The sequence below is a fragment of the Acidovorax sp. Leaf73 genome (assembly GCF_916855635.1).
GTDB classification, from domain to species: Bacteria; Pseudomonadota; Gammaproteobacteria; order Burkholderiales; family Burkholderiaceae_C; genus Acidovorax; species Acidovorax facilis.
This window is the reverse complement of the sequence record NZ_CAKASI010000007.1, coordinates 247,287-272,048: the sequence shown is the minus strand read 5'-3', so window position 1 is coordinate 272,048 and position 24,762 is coordinate 247,287. Positions and strand designations below refer to the sequence as shown.

Annotated in this window: 28 protein-coding genes; 9 read left to right on the top strand and 19 right to left on the bottom strand. The window is 66.4% G+C overall.

Annotated elements, in window-relative coordinates; translation table 11 throughout:
* Positions 1 to 97 precede the first annotated feature (97 nt).
* Entirely contained in the window at positions 98 to 1,651 is a 1,554-nt protein-coding gene (locus LPA35_RS23145; RefSeq protein WP_228899234.1) for a SulP family inorganic anion transporter, read from the top strand.
* A gap of 447 nt (positions 1,652 to 2,098) precedes the next feature.
* Positions 2,099 to 2,539 (top strand): hypothetical protein, encoded by a 441-nt coding sequence (locus tag LPA35_RS23140; RefSeq protein ID WP_228899233.1) that lies wholly within the window; start codon positions 2,099 to 2,101, stop codon positions 2,537 to 2,539.
* 482 nt (positions 2,540 to 3,021) lie between these two features.
* Here the strand turns inward: LPA35_RS23140 and LPA35_RS23135 are convergent, their stop codons facing one another.
* From LPA35_RS23135 to LPA35_RS23090, 10 genes are all read right to left on the bottom strand, one after another.
* Complete coding sequence (locus LPA35_RS23135; protein WP_228899232.1) at positions 3,022 to 3,357, bottom strand: hypothetical protein; 336 nt, start codon at positions 3,355 to 3,357, stop codon at positions 3,022 to 3,024.
* A 418-nt stretch (positions 3,358 to 3,775) separates the two neighbouring features.
* On the bottom strand, positions 3,776 to 4,264 hold the full coding sequence (locus LPA35_RS23130; protein WP_218301436.1) for a nuclear transport factor 2 family protein: 489 nt from the start codon (positions 4,262 to 4,264) through the stop codon (positions 3,776 to 3,778).
* An 85-nt stretch (positions 4,265 to 4,349) separates the two neighbouring features.
* Positions 4,350 to 6,239 carry a cyclic nucleotide-binding and patatin-like phospholipase domain-containing protein gene (locus LPA35_RS23125; RefSeq protein ID WP_228899231.1) on the bottom strand — a complete coding sequence of 630 codons (1,890 nt, stop codon included), beginning with the start codon at positions 6,237 to 6,239 and terminating at the stop codon, positions 4,350 to 4,352.
* A 218-nt stretch (positions 6,240 to 6,457) separates the two neighbouring features.
* Complete coding sequence (locus LPA35_RS23120; protein WP_121421438.1) at positions 6,458 to 7,360, bottom strand: alpha/beta fold hydrolase; 903 nt, start codon at positions 7,358 to 7,360, stop codon at positions 6,458 to 6,460.
* Positions 7,361 to 7,441: 81 nt separating this feature from the next.
* A complete protein-coding gene (locus tag LPA35_RS23115) occupies positions 7,442 to 7,969 on the bottom strand; it encodes a CinA family protein (protein ID WP_121421437.1) in 528 nt (175 codons plus the stop codon).
* Entirely contained in the window at positions 7,966 to 8,493 is a 528-nt protein-coding gene (locus tag LPA35_RS23110; protein WP_121421436.1) for a phosphatidylglycerophosphatase A, read from the bottom strand. Before LPA35_RS23110 ends, LPA35_RS23115 begins: the two co-directional genes overlap by 4 nt.
* Positions 8,494 to 8,511: 18 nt before the next feature.
* Complete coding sequence (locus tag LPA35_RS23105; RefSeq protein ID WP_228899230.1) at positions 8,512 to 8,988, bottom strand: universal stress protein; 477 nt, start codon at positions 8,986 to 8,988, stop codon at positions 8,512 to 8,514.
* Positions 8,989 to 9,077: 89 nt separating this feature from the next.
* A complete protein-coding gene (locus LPA35_RS23100; RefSeq protein ID WP_228899228.1) occupies positions 9,078 to 10,739 on the bottom strand; it encodes a DUF4139 domain-containing protein in 1,662 nt (553 codons plus the stop codon).
* A 104-nt stretch (positions 10,740 to 10,843) separates the two neighbouring features.
* Positions 10,844 to 11,284, bottom strand: a complete 441-nt coding sequence (gloA, locus tag LPA35_RS23095) for a lactoylglutathione lyase (protein ID WP_228899226.1) — start codon at positions 11,282 to 11,284, stop codon at positions 10,844 to 10,846.
* 83 nt (positions 11,285 to 11,367) lie between these two features.
* Positions 11,368 to 11,784, bottom strand: coding sequence for a 4-oxalocrotonate tautomerase (locus LPA35_RS23090; protein WP_228899225.1), 417 nt, complete (start codon positions 11,782 to 11,784; stop codon positions 11,368 to 11,370).
* Between the two features lie 119 nt (positions 11,785 to 11,903).
* Between LPA35_RS23090 and LPA35_RS23085 the strand changes: the two genes are divergently transcribed.
* Positions 11,904 to 12,848 carry a LysR family transcriptional regulator gene (locus LPA35_RS23085; RefSeq protein ID WP_055395557.1) on the top strand — a complete coding sequence of 315 codons (945 nt, stop codon included), beginning with the start codon at positions 11,904 to 11,906 and terminating at the stop codon, positions 12,846 to 12,848.
* Positions 12,849 to 12,869: 21 nt separating this feature from the next.
* Here the strand turns inward: LPA35_RS23085 and LPA35_RS23080 are convergent, their stop codons facing one another.
* Complete coding sequence (locus tag LPA35_RS23080) at positions 12,870 to 13,754, bottom strand: LysR family transcriptional regulator (RefSeq protein ID WP_228899222.1); 885 nt, start codon at positions 13,752 to 13,754, stop codon at positions 12,870 to 12,872.
* Positions 13,755 to 13,896: 142 nt separating this feature from the next.
* On the opposite strand from LPA35_RS23080, the gene LPA35_RS23075 reads away from it, so the two are divergent.
* From LPA35_RS23075 to LPA35_RS23065, 3 genes are all read left to right on the top strand, one after another.
* Positions 13,897 to 14,937: an NAD-dependent epimerase/dehydratase family protein gene (locus LPA35_RS23075; protein ID WP_228899221.1), complete on the top strand. Its 1,041-nt coding sequence runs from the start codon at positions 13,897 to 13,899 to the stop codon at positions 14,935 to 14,937.
* 32 nt (positions 14,938 to 14,969) lie between these two features.
* Positions 14,970 to 16,151, top strand: coding sequence for a twin-arginine translocation pathway signal protein (locus LPA35_RS23070; RefSeq protein WP_228899220.1), 1,182 nt, complete (start codon positions 14,970 to 14,972; stop codon positions 16,149 to 16,151).
* A gap of 128 nt (positions 16,152 to 16,279) precedes the next feature.
* Positions 16,280 to 17,620: a ferric reductase-like transmembrane domain-containing protein gene (locus LPA35_RS23065; protein WP_228899219.1), complete on the top strand. Its 1,341-nt coding sequence runs from the start codon at positions 16,280 to 16,282 to the stop codon at positions 17,618 to 17,620.
* A gap of 135 nt (positions 17,621 to 17,755) precedes the next feature.
* Here the strand turns inward: LPA35_RS23065 and LPA35_RS23060 are convergent, their stop codons facing one another.
* Positions 17,756 to 17,899 carry a hypothetical protein gene (locus LPA35_RS23060; protein WP_162239751.1) on the bottom strand — a complete coding sequence of 48 codons (144 nt, stop codon included), beginning with the start codon at positions 17,897 to 17,899 and terminating at the stop codon, positions 17,756 to 17,758.
* Between LPA35_RS23060 and LPA35_RS23055 the strand changes: the two genes are divergently transcribed.
* Positions 17,894 to 18,043: a hypothetical protein gene (locus tag LPA35_RS23055; protein WP_162239752.1), complete on the top strand. Its 150-nt coding sequence runs from the start codon at positions 17,894 to 17,896 to the stop codon at positions 18,041 to 18,043. The two genes, LPA35_RS23060 and LPA35_RS23055, sit on opposite strands and share 6 nt — an antisense overlap.
* Before the next feature lie 36 nt (positions 18,044 to 18,079).
* Here the strand turns inward: LPA35_RS23055 and LPA35_RS23050 are convergent, their stop codons facing one another.
* The 5 genes from LPA35_RS23050 to LPA35_RS23030 all read right to left on the bottom strand — a co-directional run bounded on the left by LPA35_RS23050 (position 18,080) and on the right by LPA35_RS23030 (position 21,522).
* Positions 18,080 to 18,433: a hypothetical protein gene (locus LPA35_RS23050; protein WP_055395567.1), complete on the bottom strand. Its 354-nt coding sequence runs from the start codon at positions 18,431 to 18,433 to the stop codon at positions 18,080 to 18,082.
* Positions 18,434 to 18,532: 99 nt separating this feature from the next.
* Positions 18,533 to 19,081 carry an RNA polymerase sigma factor gene (locus LPA35_RS23045; protein WP_228899214.1) on the bottom strand — a complete coding sequence of 183 codons (549 nt, stop codon included), beginning with the start codon at positions 19,079 to 19,081 and terminating at the stop codon, positions 18,533 to 18,535.
* Positions 19,082 to 19,254: 173 nt separating this feature from the next.
* Positions 19,255 to 19,458, bottom strand: coding sequence for a DUF2892 domain-containing protein (locus LPA35_RS23040; protein WP_228899212.1), 204 nt, complete (start codon positions 19,456 to 19,458; stop codon positions 19,255 to 19,257).
* Between the two features lie 126 nt (positions 19,459 to 19,584).
* The gene (gene thiL, locus LPA35_RS23035; protein ID WP_228899210.1) at positions 19,585 to 20,568 is read right to left on the bottom strand and encodes a thiamine-phosphate kinase; all 984 of its coding nucleotides are present in this window, start codon (positions 20,566 to 20,568) and stop codon (positions 19,585 to 19,587) included.
* A gap of 45 nt (positions 20,569 to 20,613) precedes the next feature.
* On the bottom strand, positions 20,614 to 21,522 hold the full coding sequence (locus LPA35_RS23030) for a LysR family transcriptional regulator (RefSeq protein ID WP_228899208.1): 909 nt from the start codon (positions 21,520 to 21,522) through the stop codon (positions 20,614 to 20,616).
* A 186-nt stretch (positions 21,523 to 21,708) separates the two neighbouring features.
* Here LPA35_RS23030 and LPA35_RS23025 point away from each other — a divergent pair, with 186 nt between their 5' ends.
* A complete protein-coding gene (locus LPA35_RS23025) occupies positions 21,709 to 21,906 on the top strand; it encodes a hypothetical protein (protein WP_228899206.1) in 198 nt (65 codons plus the stop codon).
* Positions 21,888 to 22,286, top strand: coding sequence for a tautomerase family protein (locus LPA35_RS23020; protein ID WP_228899204.1), 399 nt, complete (start codon positions 21,888 to 21,890; stop codon positions 22,284 to 22,286). The genes LPA35_RS23025 and LPA35_RS23020 overlap by 19 nt, the downstream gene beginning before the upstream one ends.
* 21 nt (positions 22,287 to 22,307) lie before the next feature.
* Here the strand turns inward: LPA35_RS23020 and LPA35_RS23015 are convergent, their stop codons facing one another.
* Complete coding sequence (locus LPA35_RS23015; protein ID WP_055395579.1) at positions 22,308 to 23,432, bottom strand: YbdK family carboxylate-amine ligase; 1,125 nt, start codon at positions 23,430 to 23,432, stop codon at positions 22,308 to 22,310.
* Positions 23,422 to 24,681 carry a cation:proton antiporter gene (locus tag LPA35_RS23010; RefSeq protein WP_121421423.1) on the bottom strand — a complete coding sequence of 420 codons (1,260 nt, stop codon included), beginning with the start codon at positions 24,679 to 24,681 and terminating at the stop codon, positions 23,422 to 23,424. The genes LPA35_RS23015 and LPA35_RS23010 overlap by 11 nt, the downstream gene beginning before the upstream one ends.
* Positions 24,682 to 24,762: the final 81 nt, after the last annotated feature.

The window sequence follows — 24,762 nt, the reverse complement described above, 5'->3', positions numbered from 1 at the left end:
TATTGGCGCTTGATGGATAAGCGCTAGAGCCTGTTTTGATCTGAAATTCCTCGCAGCGCGCCTTCGGGCGCGCTTTGTTTTTTGCAGGGCACACCGCATGAACCCTTCCACCCTGAACCGTCTGCGCGCCGAATGGGCGCCCAGCATTCCGCGCGAGCTGCTGGCCGGGGCTGTGGCCACGTTTGCGCTCATCCCCGAAGTCATCGCCTTCTCCTTTGTGGCGGGCGTGGACCCTTCGGTGGGGCTCTTCGCCTCGTTTGTCATCAGCCTGGTCATCGCCTTCACCGGCGGGCGGCCTGCGATGGTGTCGGCGGCGGCAGGCTCGGTGGCGCTGGTGGCTGCGCCGCTGGTGCAGTCGCACGGGCTGGGCTACCTGCTGGCGGCGGGGCTGCTGGCAGGCGCGGTGCAGGTGGCGTTTGGGCTGATGAAGCTGGGCGTGTTGATGCGCTTCGTTTCCAGCTCGGTGCGCACGGGCTTCGTCAATGCGCTGGCCATCCTGATCTTTGCCGCGCAACTGCCGCACCTGCACGGCGCCAGCACGGCCACCTGGGGGGCGCTGGCGTTGGGGCTGGCGCTCATCTACGGCCTGCCGTGGCTGGGCCAGCGGCTGGCATGGCCTGCGCTCACCGCCATTCCGTCACCGCTGATCTGCGTGGTGGTGCTCACTGTGCTGGCATCGGCGCTGGGGCTGCACCTGCCCACGGTGGGTGACCTGGGCAAACTGCCCGACGCGTTGCCTGTGTTTGCGCTGCCGCAGGTGCCCGCGTCGCTCGACACCCTGCGCATCATCCTGCTGCCCGCGCTGGCGATCGCCATGGTGGGCCTGCTCGAATCAGTGCTCACCGCCGCAGTGGTCGATGAGCTGACCGACACGCCCAGTGACAAGAACCGCGAATGTGCGGGGCTGGGCGTGGCCAACATCGCGGCCAGCCTGTTCGGCGGCATTGCGGGCTGCGGAATGATCGGCCAGGCTGTGGGCAACGTGAAGTACGGCGGGCGCGGGCGCCTGTCCACGTTGTTCGCCGGGGTGTTTTTGCTCATCCTCATGGTGGCGCTGAAAGACTGGGTATCCAAGGTGCCGGTGATTGCGCTGGTGGCCATCATGGTCATGGTGTCGGCCGAAACGTTCGACTGGAAATCGCTGGGTGCCCTGGTGCGCCACCCGCGCCTGTCCAGCGCCGCCATGCTGGCCACCGTGGCCGTCACCATCGCCACCCACAACCTGGCGGCTGGCGTGGCCGTGGGCGTAGTGCTCAGCGGGGTGTTCTTTGCGTTCAAGGTCTCGCACATGCTGGAGGTGCGCGTGCACGACGATGCGGATGGCGCCGATCACGCAGATGGCGCTGGTGCCACGGCCTTGGGCCAGCGCACTTGGCGCGTGTCCGGCCAGGTGTTTTTTGCCTCGGCCGATGCGTTCATCGAGGCGTTCGACGTGCTGGGCGCCGAGGGCCGCGCGGTGGTCATCGACGTCACACACGCCCACTTCTGGGACATCACCGCCGTCGCAGCGCTCGACAAGGTGGTGGAGCGCTTGCGCCACCATGGCTGCACGGTGCAGGTGCTGGGGCTCAATGACGCCAGCGCGGTGCTGATTGATCGGATGGGAAGCGATGTCGCTCCGGCCAGTGCGAAAGGAGGGGTGGGCGGTTGAGCGGGGAGGATGCCGCTGGCGTTTTAGCGAAGGCGACCAGCCCCGCAGCACACCCAGCAGGCCCAGCGCTTGGCTGCCGGCCCTTTTGTCGCCGTGCACAGCATCGCCACATGTCCTGTCGCAATGCTCCGCGCCGTTGCGGCAGTGGCAAGAAGTACAAGAGTGCTACGGGTTTTTTGGTAGAAGCTACTGATTTGATAGCTGCTGGCGCTTGTTGAATAAGCGCTAGGGGCCAATTGGACTTGATTTTTCCACTGCTGCCCGTTGCAGATGCGAGGGCGGGGTTCAAGGTGGGTGGCTGCCTGTCGCTGATCGAGCACAGTGATAGGGCGCTTTGGGCCGGTGGCCGTCGTCGTAGCAGTGGCTCCAATGGGGCCGATTGCGTCCCTCGCCGTCGGGCAGAATTCGGCTAGGAGCGGACGTTCACCCACTCATCGAGGAGAAGGCATGGAGCGCTGGGAAGTTATGGAGCGCAGAGTTCTCATTGCAGTAGGCATCGTCTTGGTTTCTCTCTCTGCCTGGCTTGTGATGGATGGGGAGAGAGCCTTCTTCGCAATACTGCTGGCTCCCATTATTTTCTGGGTCTTCTGGCAGGCGTTCTTTGAAGACAAGCTAGGCTCCAACGAGCCTGTCTCTCGCGCAGAGCGCCTTATGCACGGGACGTTTTTTTGGGCGAGGCGCCTGGTTATTGGAGGCATTGCGTTGGTACTTGCCGCAATGGCCTTCAAGTTGGCGCGAGATGGCATGGGTCTCACGGCGATTCTTCTCCCCGCCGGGCTTTCCCTGTTTGCAGGCTGGGTTTCCATCTTTGGCGCTGGAAGGTCGAAATCGATGTCCGACGATCTGCAAATCCACCGCGAACGTCAGAAGCGCTATCGAAAGCCCTAACTTCGGCTTAGGGCTGGATAGCGTCTCTCGCCGCGGGGCAGAATTCCGTCAGAAGCGGACATTGATCTTGGAAGAGGAAACGACATGAGCCAAGGCACAGACGGGCTGTCACAACCTGAGAGGCCATCGTCGGCATTTGAGCGGATAGGCGGGAAAGCGATCCTTCTTATGCTCGCCGCTATGTCGGGTAGTGCAGGAGTCATCGCCTTGCAAACCGGAGAACTTGCTGAGGGAGGATCGCGTAGCGCTCCTTTAAAGGTTAACGTTCTGCACGAAGTAGCCGCGTACACCGGTGGTGCGTTTCTCCTCTCCGTTAGTGCAACACTGCTCGTGTGCGCGTTGTCAGGGTTCAGATTTCGGCGGACGCTATTCGCCTTACTTACCGTTAACCTTGCGGCGTTCTTTGCGGCAATCGCCGGCCGTAGTTTTGGTCTGTAGCCAAGACGTTGACTTTCCGCTTTGGGCCCATAGCAGGCATCGCATCAGGCGGTGAATCGCCGAATCAGGACCTCGCATGCTGGCCGAACGCTGCCCAACCAGCGGTGCTCTAGTGCAACTGCTTCGCTATCGCATCGGTCGAGCCATTCGGAGGCGCAGTGTTGGCGCTGTTCACGGCCGGGCAAGTGGTCTGATTCACTGTCGATTGCGACGAACAGCATGAAATCTGGATCATGGTCTAGCGGTGAGACCAGTGTGCGCAATCCAACCAGCGTGCGGACTCCTTCGACAAAACTGATTCGGCCTGCAATCAAGCGAGAAGCAGTCGCGACCACTTCACCATGTGCCTTGAGTAGCTGATTTTCGTCGAGTCTGTTCACCGCTTCTCCAGTGTCCGCTTCTGGCCGAATTCTGCCCGGCGGCGAGGGACGCTATCGGGCCCTGAACAGACGACGCTCAAGACACACGATGCACGGTAAAAGCGCCAATCCAAAGCGCTGCGCTACATAGGGAAACAATCAGCCCAATCTTGCAAAGTCGTTTTCCTTCTAGCTCGTAGCGGTCTGTATCTAAGCACCACAAAAGCGTCCATCCCGCGACCCTATCGATTTCATCGGCCTTCCGCAGATGTCGGACTGCGGACAACCCAAGAAACGAGTAGTAGAGGCCCAGCAGGGTTGCTAGAGCGCCAAATGCGATGGAGACAGTCTGCATTGCCATGATCTTCAGTGTCCGCTTGTGGCCGAGAGCCGCAGTTCCCAATGCATTGAGCGATCTGCGTCACCGCAACACCACCCCTCACCCCTGCGCCAGAAACTTCTTCAAATTCCCCGCCGCCGTGCTGCGCACTTTGCGCTTGAGCGATGGCGACCAGCCCAGCAGCAGCCCTGGTGCCCCCAGAGCCTGCCGTGCCCAGCGCCAGAAGTTGAAGCGGTCGCGGTGGGTGGCGATCAGCCCGTCGGGCGTGAAGGTGAAGGTGCCGTCGATGATGTTGTGCACCTTGCGCCCCGTGGCGCTGAAGAGGTAGTGCGCCTCCCAGTGCGCCTTGCCGCCGGCCGCGTCGGCTTCGATACCGCTGAACGTGAGCTTCCAGTGCTCGGCCGCGCCGGGCTTTTTGGTGGCGGTGCATAGCATGCGCCACATGCCGCCGATCTGGTCGCGGCCCTTCAGGGAAAAGGCCTCGTCGTCGAACGTGGCGTTGGGCGCATAGCAGGCGGCCATGGTGGCGTGGTCAAGCTGTGCAAACGCGGTGTAGAAGCGCTGCAGGGTCTGGGCGTTGGGGTGCATGGAGTCTCCTCCTCAAGGGCGCCCATGCTACACCGGTGCCTGCCTGTTGCATGCCGCTTGGGCGACCGGGCCGTGTGGTGCGTTCTCAACGGGTGCGCAGCCCGCCGATGCGCCGGCGCTTGATGTCATCCAGTCCGTCCAGCACCTGGATGCCATGTGCATACCCCTGCTGCACGATCTGCTCGAAGCGGTTCCACTGCAGCATGCCGACGCGGTCCATGGGGGGGTTGAAGTACAGGTCGGTGAGCTGCTGCGACTGGCGCTGGCGCGACATGCTGTACAGGATGGTGACCTGCATGAGGTAGCTGGCCAGCGAGGGCAGCTTATAGCGGCGCTGGGCGCGCGGGCGCAGCTTGTCGCGCAGCAGGGCCCAGCTGGTGGGGATGTCGTCCAGCTCGATGCGGCGCGGCTTGCGGAAGTTCAGGTCCACGCCGATCACCGTGCCCACGCCGCGCATGCTGCTGCGCATCACGTCCACCGGAAAGTTGTTGAACGTGCCACCGTCGCACAGCAGGTCGCCCTCGTGCACCACGGGCGGCAATGCACCGGGGATGGAGATGCTGGCCAGCAGCGACTTCACCAGGCTGCCACGGCGCACCACCTGTTCGCTGGCGCGCGAGTAGTTGGTGGCCACGCAGTAATAGTTCTTCCACAGGTCTTCCACCTGGGCTGGGAAACCCACCAGGCTCCCCACGGCCTCGTGCAGGATGTGGCGCAGTCGGCGGCCCTTGATGAGCGACATCAGCGGCAGCAGGCTCCAATCGCCCGTGGGGTTGGTGCGGAATGCCTCGCGCGCATTGGCCATCACCGTCGCCAGCGGCCGGTCGGATGCCACATACGCGGCCATGACCGATCCGATGCTGGTGCCACCCACGCAGTCGATCTCCACGCCTTCCTCCTGCAGCGCGCGGTAGATGCCCAGGTGCGCAAAGCCGCGCGCGCCGCCGCCCGCCAGCACGAGGCCCACGGCCGTGCGGCTCTGGATGCGGGCCAGGCGCGCCATGTCGCGGTCGAGGGTGGGGCGCACATGCACGTGGTCGGCCACGGGGCGGCGGTCCAGCCATTGCTGGGTGCCACGTGGGCACTGCGTGCCTTCCGGGTGCAGCAGCACCAGGATCTCGGCGGCCTCGGCCAGGGGCGCGCGGCGCAGCAGGCAGTTTTCTTCGATGGGGTGGATGGCGGGCTCGGCCTGCGCGTCGGCCAGCAGCAGCAACTCGTCGCAGTGGCGGCTCACGCGCCGTGTCCAGGGCGTGGGCTCGGGGTCTGCCAGAAGCAGCACGAAGTCGTTGCGCGCCTCGATCTCGTCGAGCAGCATGGCGATGCGTCGGTTGGCAGTGGCGTCGGCGCCTTCGCGCTGGGCAATGCCGGGCTCGTGCAGCTCTGCGTCCACGGTGGCGGAGTCGACCACGCGCACGCGGCCGATGGTGCCCAGCTGGCGCGCCAGGCTCTGGCCAAAGCCCTGCAGGTCCACGCAGCTGCTCACGGGCAGCAGGCCCATGGCCACGGGCCGCTCTTGTGTGGCCGTGTGGGCGGCGGTGCCCGTTTGCAGGCGCTGGATGATCTGGCGCGTGAGGGCAATCGACACCTGGGCGCTGCTGGCCAGCAGGGTCTTGAACACGTCCTTGGTCAGCCGCACCAGCACCGAGTCGCGCACGGCGACCACGGTGGCGGCGCGCGGTGCGTCGGTGAACAGGCTGATCTCGCCAATCACCTGGCCCCGGCCCATGTCGGCCACACGGCGCTGCGGGCCGCTGCTACCGTCATCGCTGCGCACATAGGCACGCAGGCGGCCGCTCACGGTGAGGTACATCGACTCGCCGGGCTCGCCCTGCGCCATCAGCGTGCTGCCGCCGGGCACCTCCACCCACTCCAGCTGGGCGCGCAGCAGCTCCAGCGCTTCGGGTTCGATGCCTGGCAGAAAGCTGCGCAGGTGCTCGGTGAGCAGTTGGTTGTGGGTGGCGGTAAAAGGGGGCATGGTCACGCAATCGGCAAGGCTCGGTGGGGCGCTGCGGAAAGCGGGGAGCTCGCCAACACGTCGTGTTTGCGATGGGTTCCGCAGCGTGCGAAGCGGCGGATTCTAGGAACGCAAGGGCATCTGTGCGCACTGTGCAAGGCATGGTGGCCGGGCAGCGCGTGAACAAATGCACGGCGGGCCCTTGCGATTGCCCTTCCGTGCCGATGCGGAGCGGGTCGTCAGCGCATGAAGGCGCTCAGCGCGCGGGCCGTGGCCTCGGGCAATTGCTCGGGGATGAAGTGCCCCGCCGGCACGGCCTGGCCGGTCACCAGGCCCGCGCATTGCGCCTGCCATAGAGCCAGCGGGTCGAACAGGCGGTGAACTACGCCGTGTTCGCCCCAGATCACCAGAGTGTCGCACGCGATCCTCTCGCCGCGCGCGCGGCTTTCGCGGTCGTGCTCCAGGTCGATGCCTGCGCTGGCGCGGTAGTCCTCGCACGCGGTGTGGATGGCCTCGGGCGTGCAAAAGCAGCGCTCGTAGTCGGCCAGGGCCTGGGGCTCGATGTGGGCCAGGCCCGCGCTGCCCCAGCCGCCCAGCTTGGCGTGCAGGTAGGCGCGGGCGTTGCCGCCAATCATGGTCTCGGGCAGCGGCGCGGGCTGGATCAGGTGGAACCAGTGGTAGTAGGCGCGGGCAAAGTCCATGTCGGTGCGGGCGTACATGTCGAGCGTGGGGGCAATGTCGATCACGCTCAGCCTCTTCACGCGCGCTGCGTGGTCCAGCGCCAGGCGGTGGGCCACGCGGCCGCCCCGGTCGTGGCCGCACAGAAAGAACGCGTCGTGACCCAGCGCGGTCATCACCTCGGCCATGTCCTGCGCCATGGCGCGTTTGCTGTAGTTGCTGTGGTCCGGCAGGCCGGGCGCGTGCGATGAATCGCCATAGCCGCGCAGGTCGGGCAGCACCAGAAAGTAGTCGCGCGCCAGCTGCTGCGCCACGCGGTGCCACAGCGCATGCGTTTGCGGAAAGCCGTGCAGCAACAGCAGGGGCGGTGCACCCACGGTACCGCCGGTGCGGACAAAAATCTCGGCGCCAGCGGTGGTGATGCGCTGGGTGGTGAAGCCTTCAAACCAGGTAGGTGAGGTCATGCGGGATGCGGCGATGGTTGATTGCGTTGGAGCGCCAGGCTGAATTGGCGTGTGCGCCCAGTCAGGCGCCCACCCAGGGGGTCAGGCCAGCAAAAAGCCCAGCAGCCGCTGCAGTGCGTAGCGCACCGTGGCCGCACGGATGGCGGCGCGGTCGCCGGCAAAGTGCTGCATCTCGCTGTGGGTTTCGCCATTCACGCACCAGGCAAACCACACGGTGCCCACGGGCTTGGCCTCGCTGCCGCCTGTAGGGCCGGCCACGCCGGTTACGGCCAGGCTCACATGCGCCTGGGAATGGGCCAGCGCCCCATCGGCCATGGCGCGGGCCACGGCCTCGCTCACGGCGCCTTCCTGCTCAATGAGTGCAGCGGGCACGCCCAGCATCTCGACCTTGGCGGCGTTGGAGTAGGTGACAAAGCCGCGCTCGAACCACTGGCTGGAGCCCGCCAGGTCGGTGCAGGCCGCTGCGATCATGCCGCCCGAGCAGCTTTCGGCCGTGGCCAGCAGGTGGCTGTGTTTGAGCAATTCCAGAGAAATTTGGGTCAAATTGGCCTCTAGCGCTGATGTATCAAGCGCTAGCAGCTCTTTATTTGATAGCGATGCGGTTGTCATAGAAACCTCCACACTGCAATGACCAGCAGGGTACAGAAGGCTGCCACAAAGTCGTCCCACAAGATACCCCAGCCGCCGCGCCAGCCAAAACCCTTGAACAGGCTGTCGGCCCAGCCCACCGGGCCGGGTTTGGCAGCATCAAAAAAGCGGAACAGCCCAAAAGCCACCAGCTGCCCCCACCAGCCCATGGGCATGGCCAGCCACAGCACCAGCCAGAAGGCCACCACCTCGTCCCACACGATGCTGCCGGGGTCGGCCACGGCCATGTTGCGGGCGGTGGTGGTGCAGGCCCACCAGCCCACCACGGTGCTGGCGGCAATCAGCAGGCCCATGTGTTGGGGCGGCAGCCATTGCTGTAGCGCCAGGTAGCTGAGCCAAGCCCACAGCGTGCCCACGGTACCCGGCGCCACGCGCGACAGCCCGGCGCCAAAACCCAGTGCGATGAAGTGGGCCGGGTGGGAAAACATGAACGCCACGGTAGGGCGGCGGGAGGGCAGGGGCTGCGGGGGCTCGGAAACGGTCATGGCACGAGGGAGGGGCTGTCAGGCGCTGGCGGCCACGTCTGCGCCTGCGGGCAGGCGCACCAGCAACACGGGCACGGGCGCGGTGCGTGCAATCTGCTCGGCATCGCTGCCCATCAGCACGCGGGCCAGGCCACGGCGCCCGTGCGTGCCCAGCACGATCAGGTCGGCCCCCCAGGCCTGGGCATGCTCCACCACCAGCTGCGCCACGCAGGCGTCCAGGTTTTCAATCAGCACAGTGTCTACCGGTACACCGCGTTGCGCCACGCGCTCCTGGGCCTGGTGCAGCAGGGCTTCGCCGGCCTTGCGCAGGCGGGGCAGCACCTCCTGGCTGTAGACCTCGGGCTGCTCAAAGCCGCTGATGTGGGCCACCGGGTCCATCACATTCAGCAGCCGGATGCGGCCGCCCGTGGATTGCGCGAGGCTGGTGGCCTGGGCCACGGCGTGGTCCGAGGTGGGGCTGCCGTCAACGGCAACGAGGATGTGTTGGTAACTCATGGTGGGGCTGGCTCCTCGGGCTTTTTCGTGGGGCGCTGCTGTCGATTGTGAACGACTGTTGTGGATGGGTGCGGGCTGCAATTGCCGGTTCACTGGCGTTCTTGCAGCTCCACATCCTTGGGGTAGCGGATGGTGTGCTCGGCGCTGAACTGCGCCGTGGCGCCTGCGGCCAGCGGCTGCTGCCAGGCCACGGTGCCGGGTGTGCGGTTCCAGGCCGTGTCGGTGGGCTGGGGCTGGTAGCGCGATTCAACCTCGATCTTCTCGTTGCGCGACACCGGCGCGGCATGCAGCACCTGCAGCGTGATGCCGGTCTTGTGGCGGTTTTCCACGCTGTAGGCGCGGCGGGTCTTGCGCTCGGTGCGCGAGCCGGTAAAGCCGGTGCTGCCCGTCAGGTCCTGCACAGGCTCGGCGCGCACGGTGACGAGTTCATCGCGGCCAAACGACAGGCTGGTGCTGCCCGCCGGGGCGCCCGCGCTGGGGGTGGAGAAGTCGATGCGCCCGTTGCCCACAAACGCGCCGTCGCGGTACAGGCCTGCTGGCCCTGCGGGCCACACGCCGGGCGGCTGGGCCATGTGGGCCACCAGGTAGGCGGCTTCTTCCACGGCGGGGGCTGTGCGGGTGATCAGCGTGGCGGGGGCCGTGTGGTTGCCCAGCGCCAGCGTCACGCGCTGGCCGCTTGATGGCACGGTGATGCGCTGCGGCACGGCGAACTCGGTGGCAAAACCCTTGTCGAGGGTGCTCACGTCGAAGGAGATCTTGTCCTCTTCGACCACATTGCGCGAGCGTGCCACGGGCGATGGTGCTGCAGCCATGGCCATCGCCGGTGCGGCTGCGGCCATGGGGCGCGGCGGCGGGGCTACATCCAGCGTCCACTCGCGGGGCAGGCGGCCCTGGGTGGCCCGGCCGGGCTGGCCAGTGGACAAGGTCAGCTGCACAGTGCCCCAGTCCTCGCCACTGTTTTGCGCCACCAGCGCCTGGCGCTCGATCAACACGGTGGATTTGGTGGCATCCAGCGTGGCACGGTAGGTGGGTTGCCAGCCAGGGCCGCGTACTTGGTAAGACAGGCGCAGCTCGGCCTCGCGCTCGGCGGCCAGGTTGATGGTGACGGACACCACCCGCGCACGCTGGCTGGCCACGCGGTCGCGCTCGGCCACCAGGGGCTTGAGGGCCAGCTCCAGCGCCTCCTGCTTGCGTTGCAGTTGGTGCGCGCGTGCAAAGCTGTCTTGACCAGACTTGCGCAGTACATCGGCGGTAGCGGTGATCTGTGCGGGCGTCGGGGTGGCGACACGGGGGGCGCTTGTAGCAGGCGCTGCCGCCTCTTGGCCATTGCCGGTTTGTGCCACGCTGCGCAGGTAACCATCCACCAGTTGCAGGGCGGAGGCTTCGGCCTTCACTCCCGCGATCTGGTCTTCCAGTTCGCGGATGCGGCCATCCAGCGGGCTCGCGCAGCCCGCCGCCACATCGCGGTCTTCGGTGAGCACGTTGAACTCGCCCACACGCACGGCGGGGTCGGCGTTGATCTGCAGGCTTTGCACATCCAGCGACGCGGGCAGGCAGGCCAGCGTGAGGCTGCGCGCGCCAGCGGGCACCTTGGCCACACGCTCCACCGTGGCGCTGCCAGGGTAGACGGTGACGCGGGCGATGCGGGAGGTGTCCTGGGCGTGGGCCGACGAGGCCGCGATGGAGAGCAGTGCTGCGCTCAAAAGGCCCAAGGTACGGTGCAGGCGCGGGATATTGGGGCAATGAATCACGAGACTCCTTGGGCGTGGATGGACAGCGAAGGATGCTAGCAGCCCGCGCTGCGGATGCAGTGCCCCCGCGTGGTGTGCCTCCGGCGCTTCGTTGGGGGATCGCGCTACCGCCGCTCAATCAGCTCTATCTGATAGCCGTCAGGGTCTTCAATGAAGGCAATGTTTTCTGCTGAAGTCCGGTCCGGAGATAGGGACTGCATGGGTCCCGCCTCGCGAACTACCGAAACCCCGGCGGCTTGCAGGATGGCGCAGCTTTTGGCCACACTGTGAACGGCCAACGCGATGTGTCCGTAGGCCGTCCCACGTTGATAGGCAGACTGGTCCCAGTTGTAGGTCAGTTCAATGCTGGCGTCGGTGGACTCGTGGCCATAGCCGACAAAAGCCAAGGTGAAGCGGCCTTGGGGGAAGCGCTCCTGGCGGTGCAGGCGCATCCCCAGTTTGTTGGTGTAGAACTCGATGGACCGCTCCAGATCTGCCACCCGCAACATGGTATGCAGCAATCGGGTGGGCCGGGGGCTCAGTCCTTCATCGTCAAAAGTCGTCATGGTGGGCCTTGGGGTGGTTTGAACACACGGTGTGGCAATGTGGGGCGATACAGTCGCACACACCGTGTTGAGGCGTGCTGGATTTACCCGTGGGATGCTGCTTCGCCCAGCTCCTGGTTGGTGTAGGCCTTGCCGCCAATGCCCCACATGCCGTCCACCGCGTATTTCAGGTTGACCCAGATGTTTTCGCGGGGCTGCTTGCCGCCGCAGGCTTCAAAGAGGATATCGGTGGCCTCGGCGACATAGGCGGTTTGCACTTCCCGTGTGGCAAATGCAAATGAGGGCGTGAGCCATTCCACTATAGCGACGTTGGTCGGGCTTGTTCCCGCGTAGGTGCTGCCCTCAGGGAGCTCTGAAATATGCCCAATGACGTTGGGTGTGAAGAACTTGTTGCCAGCCAAGCCGTGCAGCTTGAGAAAGGCCTCCGACAGGCGTGCCATAGTGCTTTGCTGGCGGTTTTTGGGCAGGATGCCTTCGGTGATGATGAGTGTGAGGGGCATAGCAGCTTCAGAAAGTTGATGGCTTGGTGCGGACCATCCGCACACCCGGACTGTCGCGAATCGCAAAGACTTCGGAAACAGCTGGCCGGACACAGCGCTTGTGCAGAAAATGCACAACCATGGACAACCTCACGCTGGATGACTTCGCCTTGTTTGTGCAAATTGCCTCGGCACACTCGTTTTCAACCGTGGCACGCGAGCGCAACGTGGCTGCAAGCCACGTCTCGCGCGGCATGGCCCGCATCGAGGCGGCCTGCGGCTTGCGTCTGGCCCACCGCACCACCCACAGCCTGTCGCTCACGGAAGAGGGCGAAATGTTCCTGGAGCACGCGCGGCGGATTTTGGGCGAATATGCCCAGTTGCGAGACGGATTTGGTGGGCGTTCGCTGCACATTGGCGGCACAGTGCGCATCAGTGTCAGCCAGCTGCTCGCTGAATATGTCTTGATTCCCAAGCTGCACCTTCTAGGGGCCCAGTATCCGGGGCTGACGGTCGAACTTCAGATGGAAGACCGTGTGGTGGACATGGCCGATGAGTCGATTGATATTGCGATTCGCGCTGGCGTCGACCCGGCGCAGGCATCCGTGGCGCGGTCGCTGGGCAGCCATGGTCGTGCACTCTATGCATCACCTGGGTATGTGCAAACGTACGGAGCTCCGATATCCGTGCAGGATTTGGCTGCGCATCGGCTCATATCCAACGCATCCACCCCGTCGCACAACCAATGGGATTTTCGGGTGAACGGCGAGCCCACCATGCTGATGGTGAAGGGCAAAGTGCAGGTCAACAGCAGCGCAGCGGTGATCTCCCTCGCCCTGGGTGGCGCGGGCATTGCACGCATGAACGACGTGATCGGCCAGGCGCTGGTGGACCAGGGCAAGCTCTTGCCGGTCTTGCCACAGGCCGTGGAACGCGGGAGCCATCCCATTTTTGCGGTGATCTTGAGCACCCGGCACCGCGCGCCCAAAGTGCTGGCCACCATGGACTATTTGCAGACCTGCTTTGCGTCGTTTGCAAAACCATCGGGTGAACCCGGCATGCTCTTGCGCCCCGACAGGGGGTAGGCGTGCAGCGCAGGCACGGGGCTACAACACCCCAGGCACTTCCGCCGCCAAAAAGTCATACACCGCCCGAATCCTGCGGCTGGTGCGGATCTCGCGGTGCACCGTGAGCCAGATAGGCAGCTCGGGCAACGCAAGCTGGGGCAGCACCGCCACCACGTTTGGGTCGGTGCGGGCCATGTAGTTGCCCACAAAGCCGATGCCCAATCCTGCGCGCACGGCTTCCCAATACGCCATGAGGTCGTCGGTGCGAAACGCGAAGTGCTGGCGCTCCACCGGGTAGCCCATGGCGGCAAAGCCTTGCAGGATGTCCTCGTGCCGGTCGTTGCCCACCAGCTCGTGCTGCAGCAGGTCGGGCGGCTGCCGAGGTGTGCCTTTGCGGCGCAGGTAGTCGCGGTGGGCATAGGCGCCCAGCGTGACCGCGCCGATGCGTTTGGCCACCAGGCTGGCCTGGTCGGGGCGCACCATGCGCAGCGCAATGTCGGCCTCGCGGCGCAGCAGGTTGGTGACTTGGTTGCTGGCCACCAGCTCGACCTGCACCTCGGGCAGCGCCTGGCGCATGCGCGCCAGCACGGGCGGCAGCAGCACGCAGGCCACGGGCTGGCTGGCGGTGATGCGCACGGTGCCGCTCACGCCTTCCTCAGCGCCCGACACGCTGCGTGCCAGCTGGTGGGCACCCATCTCCATGGCGCGGGCCGATTCGGCCAGCCGCAACGCCGTGGCCGTGGGCAGTAAGCCGCGCCCTGTGCGCTCAAACAGCACCACGCCCAGCTGCGATTCGAGTTCGGCAATGTGGCGACCAATGGTGGGCTGGCTGGCGTTGAGCACCCGGGCTGCGCCCAGCAGGCTGCCCTGGTCCAGCGCGGCCAGAAAGGACTGCACCAGGCTCCAGTCAAAGGTTTGGTTCATGGCGATAGCGTGCCTGCAACGGGGTAACAGCAGGGTGGTTGGAGGTATTCAAATTTGCATTGCTGTTATGGGTGCTTAGCCAATTGTGTAACGGGCTCTGCGTTTCCACAATCGATACATCCCTTGTGAATGGAGCCCTGACATGACCACCCACCCCCGTTTTCCGCCCTGCACGGACAACCCTTCCACCGTGTTGATCCTGGGCGCCCGGGGCCGGCTGGGACTGGCGGCGGCCCGGGCCTTTGCCCAGGCCGGCTGGCAAGTGCTGGCCCAGGTGCGGCCCGGTGCGCGCGGGCCTGCGCTGCCCGCTATCGCCGGTGTATGGTGGATGCCCGTGGCGGTGGAGGACACCGCCGCACTGGCGGCCCAGGCGCAAGGCGCGCAGGTGGTGGTGAATGCGCTCAACCCCGCCTACACGCACAAGGCCTGGCGCGAAGAGGCGCCCGCGTTGATGGAAGCTGCCATTGCCGTCACCCGCCAGCTGCGCGCCACGCTGATGCTGCCGGGCAACGTCTACAACTTTGGCGAAGGCATGCCGCCCGTGCTGCACGAAGACACACCCCAGGCCGCCACGGGCTTCAAGGGCCGCATGCGGGTGCAACTGGAGCTGCGCCTGCAGGCTGCCACGCAAGGGGGCGACATGCGCGCCGTGGTGCTGCGCGCCGGGGACTTCTTTGGCAGTGGCACCGGCAGCTGGCTGGACCAGGCCATTGCCAAGGACCTGCCCGGGGGCCGCATCACCTGGCCCGGCCCGCTGGACGTAGCCACGCCCTGGGCCTATCTGCCCGACCTCGCCCGCACCTTCGTGCGCGTTGCGCAAGAGCGGGACCGGCTGGCCCCCTTCGAGTGCCTGCATTTCGCTGGCCATCACGTCACGGCGCAGCAGTGGCTGCACAGCTTCACGGCCATTGCTGCAGAGCAGGGCTGGCTGCCCGATGCGGGCGCGCTGCGGGTGGGGCGGTTGCCGTGGCCGCTGCTGCGCGTGATGGGGCTGGTGGCCCCCACGTTCGCTGCGCTGGCGGACATGCGCTATCTGTGGCGCACGCCCCACCGTCTGGACAACACCCGCCTGCGCGCGCTCATCGGCGACGAGCCCCACACCCCCTTCGATCAGGCCGTGCGCCAGGCGCTGGCAGATTTGGGGCTCGTAGCCTTGCGTTCGACCCGCGCTGCGCTGGCCTGACGGCACAACCTTTGAACCACCGGAGTCTTCTCATGAACCGTCGCAACTTCATTCGTTTGGCAGGGGGGGGCACCATCGCCGCCGCCACCACCGGCACGCTGGTCGCCTGCGGCGCCGTGGGCTCGCACTATCCCGCCGAGGCGGTCGAGGCCTGGCAGGGCCCCGTGGGCGAGACCGATGTGCGCCGCCGGGCGGTGGCCTACGCCATCACCGCGCCCAATTCGCACAACCTGCAGCCCTGGCTGGTGGACTTGCGCGAGAGCGGTGTCATCACCCTGCGCACCGACCCTGCACGGGTGTTGCCACAGACCGACCCAGGGGGGCGCCAGATACTCATCGGCCATGGCGCCTTTCTGGAGCTGCTGGTGATGGCGCTGGCCCAGCAAGGCGTGGCCAGCGAGGTGCTGCTGTGGCCGCAGGGCGAGCTGCCTGCGGCCCTGAAGGACTGGGACGACCGTCCCGTGGCGCGCATCACCTTGAAACCCGGTGGCCAGCCCGACCCGCTGTTTGCCCAGGTGCTGCTGCGCCACACGCCCAAGACCGATTTCGACACCACCCGCCCCGTGGCGCCCGAGTTGCTGGCCCGGTTGCTGGGCAGCGCCCCGGCTCAAGCCCCGCTCAGCGTTGGCGGTACCGTCAGTGCAGACCAGTTGCCCGCGCTGCGCACGCTGTGCTGGGAGTCCGCCCGGGTAGAGCTGCTCACGCCGCGCACCATGATGGAAAGCATCCAGCTCACCCGCGTGGGCCCGGCCGAGATCCTGCAGCACCGTGATGGCATCTCGATCAACTCGCCCTTTGTGCGCGCGGTGTCGGCCCTTGGCCTGTTCGACCGCTCCGCACCACCCGCCGAAGGCAGCGCGGCGTACAAAAATGCCATGGGCCGCTTTGAAGGCCACAGCCGCACGGCCATGGGTTTTGTGTGGATTGCCGGCCCCAACACGCGCAGCGACCAGATTCATACCGGGCGCCTGTATGTGCGCCAGCAGTTGCAGGCCACGGCGCTGGGTGTGGGCATGCACCCCATGAGCCAGGCGGTGCAGGAATTTGCCGAGATGGCCCCGCACTTCGAGCGCGTGCACCAGCTGGTGCTGGGGCGGCCCGCGCCGCGCACACCCCAGGAGCCCACCGTGCAGATGTTCTGCCGCATTGGCTACCCGCAGGGCGAGGTGCCTGCCACGCCGCGCAGGCCGCTTGCGCGTTTTGTGCAGGCTTGATTCCGAGGAGGGCAGCACCTGCGCAAAGGGCTGATGCAGATCAACCTCCGGCCACAAGCTGGCGCGCTTTGCCGCTGCTTCACACACTGTTCAGGTGGCGTTCATCGCGGGTTTCTACAGTTGCTGCATTGCAACAATTAGTGGGGCTGGTGATGTGGAAGAAGGTTTTGGGGGGCACTCTGGCGGTGGCCATCGGCGTGTGGATGTTGGCTTTGATCGTGCCCCAGCCTGCACCGCCCGCGTGGGGCGATGTCTGGTGGTGGCGTAACCAGCTGATCCTGCTCACCGGGGTGGCAGCCTGGGCGCTGATGTCGCTGATCATGGTGCTGGCCGTGCGGCCCGCGTGGCTGGAAAAACCGCTGGGTGGCCTGGACAAGAGCTACCGCCTGCACAAGTGGGCGGGCATCGGCGCGATTGTGCTGGCGTTGCTGCACTACGGGCTGCAGCTGTCGCGCAGCCTGCTGGCTGACTGGGTAGGCCGCCCAGTGCGCGCGCCGCGCGCGGATTGGTGGCTCAACACCTTCCGCCACCTGGCCGAGGAGATGGGGGAATGGGCTGTGTGGTTCCTCGCGGCCATGTTGGTCATCACGCTGTGGCAGCGGTTTCCGTACCACGTGTGGCGCTACCTGCACAAGCTGCTGGCCGTGGTGTACCTGGTGCTGGCCTTCCATGCTGTGGTGCTCACGCCGCCCGCTTGGTGGCAGCAGCCTGCGGGTGTGCTGGTGGGCCTGTGCACGCTGGTGGGGGTGCTGTGCGCAGTGCGCTCGCTGGCCGGGGCCATCGGACGCAGCCGCCGCCATGCGGCCCGTGTGGTGAGCGTGTCGCCCCAAGGGGCTGGGGTGCTGGAAGTGACCTGCCAGGTCAGCCCCGCCAGTGGCTGGAAGCATGCGGCCGGTCAGTTTGCGTTTGTCACCTTTGGTCGTGCCGAGGGGGCGCACCCCTTCACCCTGCTCAACGCCGACAAGGGCGACGGCGTGCTGCGGTTTGCCATCAAGGCGCTGGGCGACCACACGGGGCAGCTGCCCCTGCAGGTGCAGCCGGGCCAGACGGTGAGCATCGAGGGGCCGTATGGCTGCTTTGACTTTCGCGGCGACAGCGCCACCGAGCAGGTGTGGGTGGCCGCAGGCATTGGCGCCACGCCGTTCATGGCTTGGCTGGAGTCGATGCAGTCCACGCCCGCGCTGGCGCCCCGGGTGCACCAGCACTACTGCGTGCGCCATGCAGGCGAGGCGGTGTTTGCCGAGCGCATGGCCGCGCTGTGCGCGCGCCTGCCCAGCGTGACGCTGGAGATCCACTACAGCGACGACGCTGGGCCCGTGACACCCACAGCGCTGCTGGCGGGCACCAGCCCGGCGGCGAGCGTGTGGTTCTGTGGGCCGCAGGGTTTTGCCGAGGCGGTGCGCCTGGGCATGCAGCAGCTGGGGCGCTCGCCTGCGCGCTTTCACCAGGAGCTGTTCCAGATGCGTTGAGGCGGGGTTTTCTCCCCGGCGCTCCGGGTGGGGCAGGAGAAAATGAGCCAAATTGCCACTCAGCGCTTTACAGGTAAGCGCAAATAGCTATTGAAAATGTAGCAAATGGTGCCCGTAATGTTGGCCGTGAGGTGCTCATGCCCCCAGCGCTACGAACGCGATCAGCCTGCCCATGCGCCGTATCCAGTCCGCGGTGAAGATGAACTGGGGCTTGTCTCTCTTCACACAGGGCTCGATGTTCGGTGGGTTGTCGGCCGGGTAGGGCGAGGTGTCATGCACATCGCCCACATGCGTGCTGCGGTAGGCCTCCATCTGGTTTGCATCGCCCCGTGGGGCAAGCTCTCGGCCCAGTACCGCAAGGCCTTTGCCTATGCGGGCGCGCAGTCCACGCGTGAAGCGTTGCTGACCATCATTGCGAAGTAGCCGGGGTCTTCGGCACCTGCCCCGCAGGGCGGACTCTCAGGCGGGAAACGATGGGCCGTGGGGCTGCAGGCACATGGGCCGTTCATCGAACGCCAGCCAGCCCAGCGCGTCGCACAGCGCCTGCACCCAGGCGGTGTAGTCGGTGCGCAGCGAGCAATGCATGGCGAGCGGGCCATCGGACACGTTGTCGGGGAGATGGAATTCCACCCCGTGGCCCAGCACCGTGGCGTGGCCCCAGGTGGGCAGGGCCCACTCCAGGCCCGGCACCATCTGCGCGAGCGATGTTTTGATGTGATGGATGTCGCGCAGCATCAGCACCGTGTCGGGTGAGAGCTCGTCGGTGGACAGCGGCAACCGTGCAGGCTGAAAGAACAGGTAGGTATAAGCCATGGAGCGCGATGTTGCACCTTGTTGCACGGGCCACGCACAAGCCTGCAGCGTGCTGCGTGAACTATTGCGCAGCCCGTTAGATTGCGTGCACAGCGGGGCTCAGCGAGCCGCAGGCGCCGATGGCACCAGGTACTCGCGCACCAGGGCCCTTGCCCGGTGCAGTCGGCTTTTGGCGGCCTCGCGCGTCACCCCAAGCCGCTGCGCCATCTCCTCGATGGTCAGCTCCTCGAAGTCGCGCAGCAGGAGGGCCTCGCGGTACAGGGGCGGCAGTGAGTCGATGGCCAGGGCCAGGTCGTGGCGCAGCTCGTGGTCGGGGCGGTGCGACCAGGCGAGGTTGTCCTCCACCTGCGCCAGCGGCTCGGCCTTGAGCCACGCCAGCATCGGCCGCATGCACAGGCGCTGCACGATGCGCACCACCCAGCCACCAAACGCCGCCACCTCGCGCAGCGCGCCCACGCGGCGGTAAACGATGATGAGCGCCTCCTGCACCACGTCGTCGGTGGCCGTGGTGGCTGCGCAATGGCGCAGCGCATAGCGGCGGATGTCGGGGCGGGTGAGGCGCAGCAGCTGCTCCATCGCCACGGCATCGCCGCTGCGCGCAGCGGGAAGCAGCTGGGCGAGTGTGGGTAAGGTCGTGGGGTTGCTCATGGTTTTAGTTCTCCACAGCGCATTGCGCCACCCGCAGCCTGTGAAACCGGTGCGACCCCTGCGCGGGCAGCCGCGCAAGGGCCGCCCCGCCGCGCTGGCTGCGTCCCCCTGCCCACGCGCAGCGTGAGAGCGGGGGTGAAGGCGCGAAGCGACTCAGGGGGAGTTGTTTCATGTCATTCAACAGGCTTGCGGCCCACCATGGCGCAGGCTGGGCAGTAGCCAAATGCGCCGCTCAGGATGCTTCCCACGCCCGAGGCGGCCAGTGCCAGGCCCAGGGGCGATGCGGCCAGCCACCAGAGGCCCGCGGCGATGAGGGCGATGCCCCCGACAACGCGCAGCAGGCTTTCGGGACGGGTGATGTTCTTGCGGTACAGCATGGGAATTGGCTCCTTGGTCGGTTGAAGGAGGTGCCAACACAGGGCGCCTCCACCACCAAGAGCCGCGGGTATCGCAAAAGGATTCATGGGTTGCGAAAAAAAGTCGCGGCCAGTCACGGCTGCCCGTTACCGGAAATGGTCAAACGAGGCGTAGCGCTTGTCTACCGGTTGGCCCTGTGCATCCACCAGTTGCAGTCCAGGTGTGACCAGCACCGTGCCGATGCGGGCGACGGGCGTGCTGCTTGCCTGCGACGCGGCGGCCACCGCGTCACGCTGTGCGGGCGGGGCGGTGAAGGCCAACTCGTAGTCATCGCCGCCTGCAAGCGTGCATTGGTGGATAAATTCAGCATCAAATAGGGCTCCAGCGCTTGATGGATAAGCGCTAGCAGCTATCAGTTTTGAAGTGATGTGCGTGTCGATCCGGGCCCCTACGCCTGAGGCCTTGAGGATGTGCGACAGGTCGCCCAGCAGCCCGTCGCTCACGTCCATGGCGCTGCTGGCCACGCCGCGCAGGGCCAGGCCCAGGGCGACGCGCGGCGTGGGGCGCTCTAGCCGCTGGCGCGCGCGGGCCAGCACGTCGGCGGGCAGGGGGGTGTGGTCCAGCAGAGCCTCCAGCGCCAGGCGGGCGTCGCCCAAGGTGCCGCTCACGTAGATGTCGTCGCCGGGCCGCGCGCCGCTGCGCAGCAGGGCCATGCCGGCGGGCACCTCGCCAAACACGGTGATGCAGATGTTGAGCGGGCCCTGCGTGGTGTCGCCCCCCACCAGCTCGCAGCCGTGGGCATCGGCCAGCGCCCACATCCCGCGCGAGAAGCCTTCCAGCCAGGCCTCATCCACCCGGGGCAAGGACAAGGCCAATGTGAACGCCAGCGGGCGCGCGCCACAGGCCGCCAGGTCCGACAGGTTCACGGCCAGCGCCTTGTGGCCCAGGGCTTCGGGGTTCACGTCCGCAAAGAAGTGGCGGCCCGCCACCAGCATGTCGCTGGAGATGGCCAGCTGCATGCCGGGTGTGGGCGCCAGCAGCGCGCAGTCGTCTCCCACGCCGAGGGCCACGGCACCGCCGGGGCGTGCGGGGCGCGTGAAGTAACGTGCAATCAGGTCGAATTCACCCACGGTGCGGTCCTAAAGAATCGGGAGAAGAAAACGGCGCGAACCCGCTCAGTCGCTCGGCTCTGCGGTGGAAAACCACTGCGCCCAATGGTCGATGCAGGCCTGGATCTTGGGCAGCCGGTGCCTGCGGGTGAGTGTGATGGCATGGATGGGGCTGGGCTGCAGGTCCACGCAGTCGGCCAGCACCGGTGCCAGCAGGCCCTGGCGCACCAGGGGCTCCGCCACCACCGTGGCCAGGCGCGCAATGCCCAGGCCCTGCAGCGCCAAACGCGCCGTGATCGCCGTGCTGCCCGAGCGCCAGTGGCCCTCGGCCACCAGCACATGCGGTTCGCCATTGATCTGGAAAGGCCAGTGGTTCAGAAACGCCACCGCGCTGTTGGTGATGAGCCGGTGCTGGCGCAGATCGTCGGGGCGCTGGGGCACGCCGTGTGTCTGCAGGTAGCCGGGTGTGGCGTACAGCGCGCGTGCCAGCGTGCCCAGCGGGCGCGCGACTACGGTGTCGGTCAGCGGCGGGCCGGTGCGGATGGCGATGTCGATGCCATCGCGCGCCATGTCGGCCATGCGGTCGTCCACTACCAGTTCCACACGCAGTTGCGGGTGCTTGTGCTGCAGGCTGTCGAAGCTGGGGATCAGCAGGTGTTCGGCCACCACCGAGCTGGACGCCACGCGCACCCAGCCGCTGGGCTGGCCACTTTGCTGGGCGAACTCGCCCTCCAGCTCGTCGAGCGTGCCGGTGATGCGGCGGCAGTAGTCCAGGAAGGTCAGCCCCTCGGGTGTGGGAGTGAGGCCGTGGGTCGTGCGGTGCAGCAGCCGTGCGCCGCAGGCCTTCTCGATGCGGGCCAGCGTGCGCGAGACCTGGCTCACCGGCGCATCGCGCTCGCGCGCTACCGCCGAGAGCGAGCCCAGGTCGGTCACGCGCACGAACAGGTGCATGTCTTCAAAGCGGATATCGCGCATCGGGCAATGGTAACGGCGGGGGCCGGGGAGCCTCTGCACGAATCGTCGCGCTCGATGCGCGCACAGGCCCCTTGCAATCTGTGCAAAACGGCCTTGCAGCTCAGGCGGTTTCCGCCGTGCCCGGTGCTGCCTACAGTGGCTCACCCAGAAAGGAAATGAGCATGTACCCACAGCACCTGCACCCCGATGACTACGCGACTGCGCGACGAGGCCAAGCGCCACGCGCTGCAGCTGCGGCAGGAAGCGATTCGCGAAGCCCACACACGGGTGGCGCGTGGATTCCTGCGCATGGCCCGCCGGGCTTTCCACCTCGCGCGCACTGAAGCTGCGCCCATGAATCTTTCCACCCCGGAGCTGAAAACACCATGCCAACCCTTGTCCTGAAACTCGCCCCGCTACAAAACCCCGAGCGCTACCGGCAGCTGGCCAGCGCGCTGACCGACCTGACCGTGGACCTGCTGGGCAAGCGCCGCGAGGTGACGGCTGTGGTCATCGACGACTTGCCCGCCGCGCGTTGGCACATCGGCGGTGCGCCCATCGCGCAGCCCACGGCACTGCTGGAGATCAGCATCACAGAGGGTACGAACACACGGGAAGAGAAGGCCGCCTTCATCCAGGCCGCATTTGCTGAACTGCAGCGCCAGCTGGCCGGTGACGGCGCGCTGGCCACGGCCAGCTACGTGGTGGTGCGGGAGCTGCCCGCCAGCGACTGGGGCTATGGCGGGCGCACGCAGCAGGCGCGCAAGCTGGCGCTGGCGGCGTGAAGGTGCGGGTGCGAGGCGCGCTCAGGCTGGTGCGCCGCGAAAGCGCTGCGCTGCCTGGCGGCTGACCTCGGCCAGCAATTGCTCTTCGCGCTGGCGCTCGCGCAGCCAGCGCGCGTCGTTCTGGCCCGCTTCCGCCTCAGTGCGCAGCATGTGCATGGCGCTTGATGCGCCTTGCACGGCGGCGTGTCCGGCGATCTTGTCCATGGTCTTGAGGATGTGCTCGCGCAGCGGCATGTGGTCGCCCGTAGCCGGGTCTACATACACCGCATCCATGCCAAAACGGCAGGCCTGGAAGCGGTTGTAGGTGTACACAAGGTAGTCGTCTTCGGCGGGCATGAAGGGCTGGTCGGCCAGAAACCACGCGCCCAGCGACTGCACGTAGCCCGCGAGTGCGGCAGCGCGCTCAATGGTCAGTGGCGTGTCGAACACGCGGATCTCGATGGTGCCGAACTCGGGCTTGGGGCGAATGTCCCAGTAGAAGTCTTTCATGCTCTTGACCACGCCGGTGCGCGTCATCTTGTCGAAGTAAACCGTGAAGTCGTCCCAGGTCAGAGCCATGGGGGCGCGGCCTGACAGCGGAAACGCAAACACCGAGTTCAGGCGTGCCGAGTCGAAGGCCGTATCCTGGCCCTGCACATAGGGGCTCGATGCCGACAGTGCGATGAAGTGCGGGATGTAGCGCGACATGCGGTGCAACATGAGCAGCGCGGCGTTCGCGTCGGGGCAGCCGATGTGCACGTGCTGGCCGAAGATGGTGAACTGCTTGGACAGGTAGCCATACAGCTCGGACAGCTCACGAAAACGCGGCTTGTCGTAGATGCGCCGCTCGTGCCACTGCTGGAAGGGGTGCGTGCCACCGCCCACCACGGCGATGTTGAGCTTGTCAGCGCTTTTCACCAGCGCATCGCGGATGGGCGTGAGCTGGCCAAGCACCTCGCTGGCCGAGTGGCAGATCCCGGTCGAGATCTCGATCATGCTGTTCGTCATCTCGGGCACCACGCTGCCGGGCAGCGGGGTTTTCTTCATGAGTCGCAGCATGTCCTCGGCATAGGGGGCCAGGTCATAGTCGTTGGTGTTGACGAGCTGCAGCTCCAGCTCAACACCCAGCGTCAGCGGTTCGGAATGGTTGAAGGCTTCAAGACTCACGGCTGTTTTCTCCGTTGTTGCTGCGGGTCAATGGCGCCCAGGGTTTGGAGCTTTCGCCCGCACGGTAAATGGCCACGGTGGCGATCACGGCGCCCAGCACCTCCATCAGCAAGATGGCCGGCAGCGCCACACCGGCAATCACATGGCCGGTGGAAGGCGAGGCCAGCACGAACTGCGAGGCGATCAAGAGTGCGATGGACGACATCGGTGTCATCGCGCAGCCCACCCACAGCGCCTGCTTCCAGCTCGCACCGCTGCCCACGTTGCCCAGTGCCACGCCGGTGGCCTTGGCCACCAGGCGCACGGCAATCAGGGCCAGCACCACGCCGGCCACCGGGGCGCTCCAGTCGGCCTGCGCCGCCACCGTAGAGACCAGCACAAACATCAGCATGGTGAGCAGTGACGACGCATTGCCCAGCTGGCGGGGCCAGGCCCAGGGGCGCGGGTTGAGTTGCTTGAGCAGCATGCCGCCCAGCAGTGCGGCCAGCGGCGCCGAGCCCCCCATGTGCGCTGCGACGGCGGTGCCCGCAGCGACCAATGCCAGAAACAGCATGGAGGTGTTTTCGCTCGTGGGGCTCATGAAGCGCAACGCCATGCGCAGCACCAGGGCCAGCACGGCGGCCACGATGATGGAGACGCCCAGCACCACCATCACGGGGTACACGGTCTCCACCATGGTGACGCTTTGGCGGTTGATCAGCTCGGCCTTGGCGCTGCCCAGTGTCAGCGCGTACAGCGTAGAGAGCGTGGTAAGAACGATGGCGCGTTCTGTGACTGGGCCGGCCGCGCGGGTGTCGGCCACCACTCGGGTGAGGACCGCGGGCGATGCGGCCAGCGCCACCAGGGCCAGCGGCCCGGCCACCTGCGTGGGCAGGTTCAGCCACACCAGCACCCAGTACACGGCGAAATAGGTCAGCACCGATTCGGCAATGCTCTGCACCAGCACCATCGGGTTGTGGCGGAACCAGCGCAGCGGAATGCGGCCACCACATTCAAAGAGCACCAGGGCAATGCCCAACTCCAGCAGGAACAGGCCAATGCCCTGCAGCGGCCACACGGCACCGCTGAAGCCCGCCAGCCCGGCGGCGGTGCCTACCAGCGAATAGCCGAGCACCTTGGGCAGGCCGGTGTGGCGCTGCGTGAGATAGCCCGCCATGGCGGCCACGGCCAGCAGCAGCGACCATTGCACCGTGGGCAACCCGGCCGAGGGGCGCAGCCACTGCGCCCAGAAGGTCAGGATTTCGTTCATGTCATGGAACCTCTGCGTCAGACGGGCGGTGCCCGTTGGTGTGAAAGGGCCCGCGCACAGGCCCTCCGCAGATGGGAGGGG

Excerpts from the sequence above, each read along its gene's own strand:
- LPA35_RS23145 (WP_228899234.1), top strand. The coding sequence starts at position 98 with ATGAACCCTTCCACCCTGAACCGTCTGCGCGCCGAATGGGCGCCCAGC.
- LPA35_RS23140 (WP_228899233.1), top strand. The coding sequence starts at position 2,099 with ATGGAGCGCTGGGAAGTTATGGAGCGCAGAGTTCTCATTGCAGTAGGC.
- LPA35_RS23130 (WP_218301436.1), bottom strand. The coding sequence starts at position 4,264 with ATGCACCCCAACGCCCAGACCCTGCAGCGCTTCTACACCGCGTTTGCA.
- LPA35_RS23125 (WP_228899231.1), bottom strand. The coding sequence starts at position 6,239 with ATGCCCCCTTTTACCGCCACCCACAACCAACTGCTCACCGAGCACCTG.
- LPA35_RS23120 (WP_121421438.1), bottom strand. The coding sequence starts at position 7,360 with ATGACCTCACCTACCTGGTTTGAAGGCTTCACCACCCAGCGCATCACC.
- LPA35_RS23115 (WP_121421437.1), bottom strand. The coding sequence starts at position 7,969 with ATGACAACCGCATCGCTATCAAATAAAGAGCTGCTAGCGCTTGATACA.
- LPA35_RS23110 (WP_121421436.1), bottom strand. The coding sequence starts at position 8,493 with ATGACCGTTTCCGAGCCCCCGCAGCCCCTGCCCTCCCGCCGCCCTACC.
- LPA35_RS23105 (WP_228899230.1), bottom strand. The coding sequence starts at position 8,988 with ATGAGTTACCAACACATCCTCGTTGCCGTTGACGGCAGCCCCACCTCG.
- gloA (WP_228899226.1), bottom strand. The coding sequence starts at position 11,284 with ATGACGACTTTTGACGATGAAGGACTGAGCCCCCGGCCCACCCGATTG.
- LPA35_RS23090 (WP_228899225.1), bottom strand. The coding sequence starts at position 11,784 with ATGCCCCTCACACTCATCATCACCGAAGGCATCCTGCCCAAAAACCGC.
- LPA35_RS23085 (WP_055395557.1), top strand. The coding sequence starts at position 11,904 with ATGGACAACCTCACGCTGGATGACTTCGCCTTGTTTGTGCAAATTGCC.
- LPA35_RS23080 (WP_228899222.1), bottom strand. The coding sequence starts at position 13,754 with ATGAACCAAACCTTTGACTGGAGCCTGGTGCAGTCCTTTCTGGCCGCG.
- LPA35_RS23075 (WP_228899221.1), top strand. The coding sequence starts at position 13,897 with ATGACCACCCACCCCCGTTTTCCGCCCTGCACGGACAACCCTTCCACC.
- LPA35_RS23070 (WP_228899220.1), top strand. The coding sequence starts at position 14,970 with ATGAACCGTCGCAACTTCATTCGTTTGGCAGGGGGGGGCACCATCGCC.
- LPA35_RS23055 (WP_162239752.1), top strand. The coding sequence starts at position 17,894 with ATGCACATCGCCCACATGCGTGCTGCGGTAGGCCTCCATCTGGTTTGC.
- LPA35_RS23050 (WP_055395567.1), bottom strand. The coding sequence starts at position 18,433 with ATGGCTTATACCTACCTGTTCTTTCAGCCTGCACGGTTGCCGCTGTCC.
- LPA35_RS23045 (WP_228899214.1), bottom strand. The coding sequence starts at position 19,081 with ATGAGCAACCCCACGACCTTACCCACACTCGCCCAGCTGCTTCCCGCT.
- LPA35_RS23040 (WP_228899212.1), bottom strand. The coding sequence starts at position 19,458 with ATGCTGTACCGCAAGAACATCACCCGTCCCGAAAGCCTGCTGCGCGTT.
- LPA35_RS23030 (WP_228899208.1), bottom strand. The coding sequence starts at position 21,522 with ATGCGCGATATCCGCTTTGAAGACATGCACCTGTTCGTGCGCGTGACC.
- LPA35_RS23025 (WP_228899206.1), top strand. The coding sequence starts at position 21,709 with ATGACTACGCGACTGCGCGACGAGGCCAAGCGCCACGCGCTGCAGCTG.
- LPA35_RS23020 (WP_228899204.1), top strand. The coding sequence starts at position 21,888 with ATGCCAACCCTTGTCCTGAAACTCGCCCCGCTACAAAACCCCGAGCGC.
- LPA35_RS23010 (WP_121421423.1), bottom strand. The coding sequence starts at position 24,681 with ATGAACGAAATCCTGACCTTCTGGGCGCAGTGGCTGCGCCCCTCGGCC.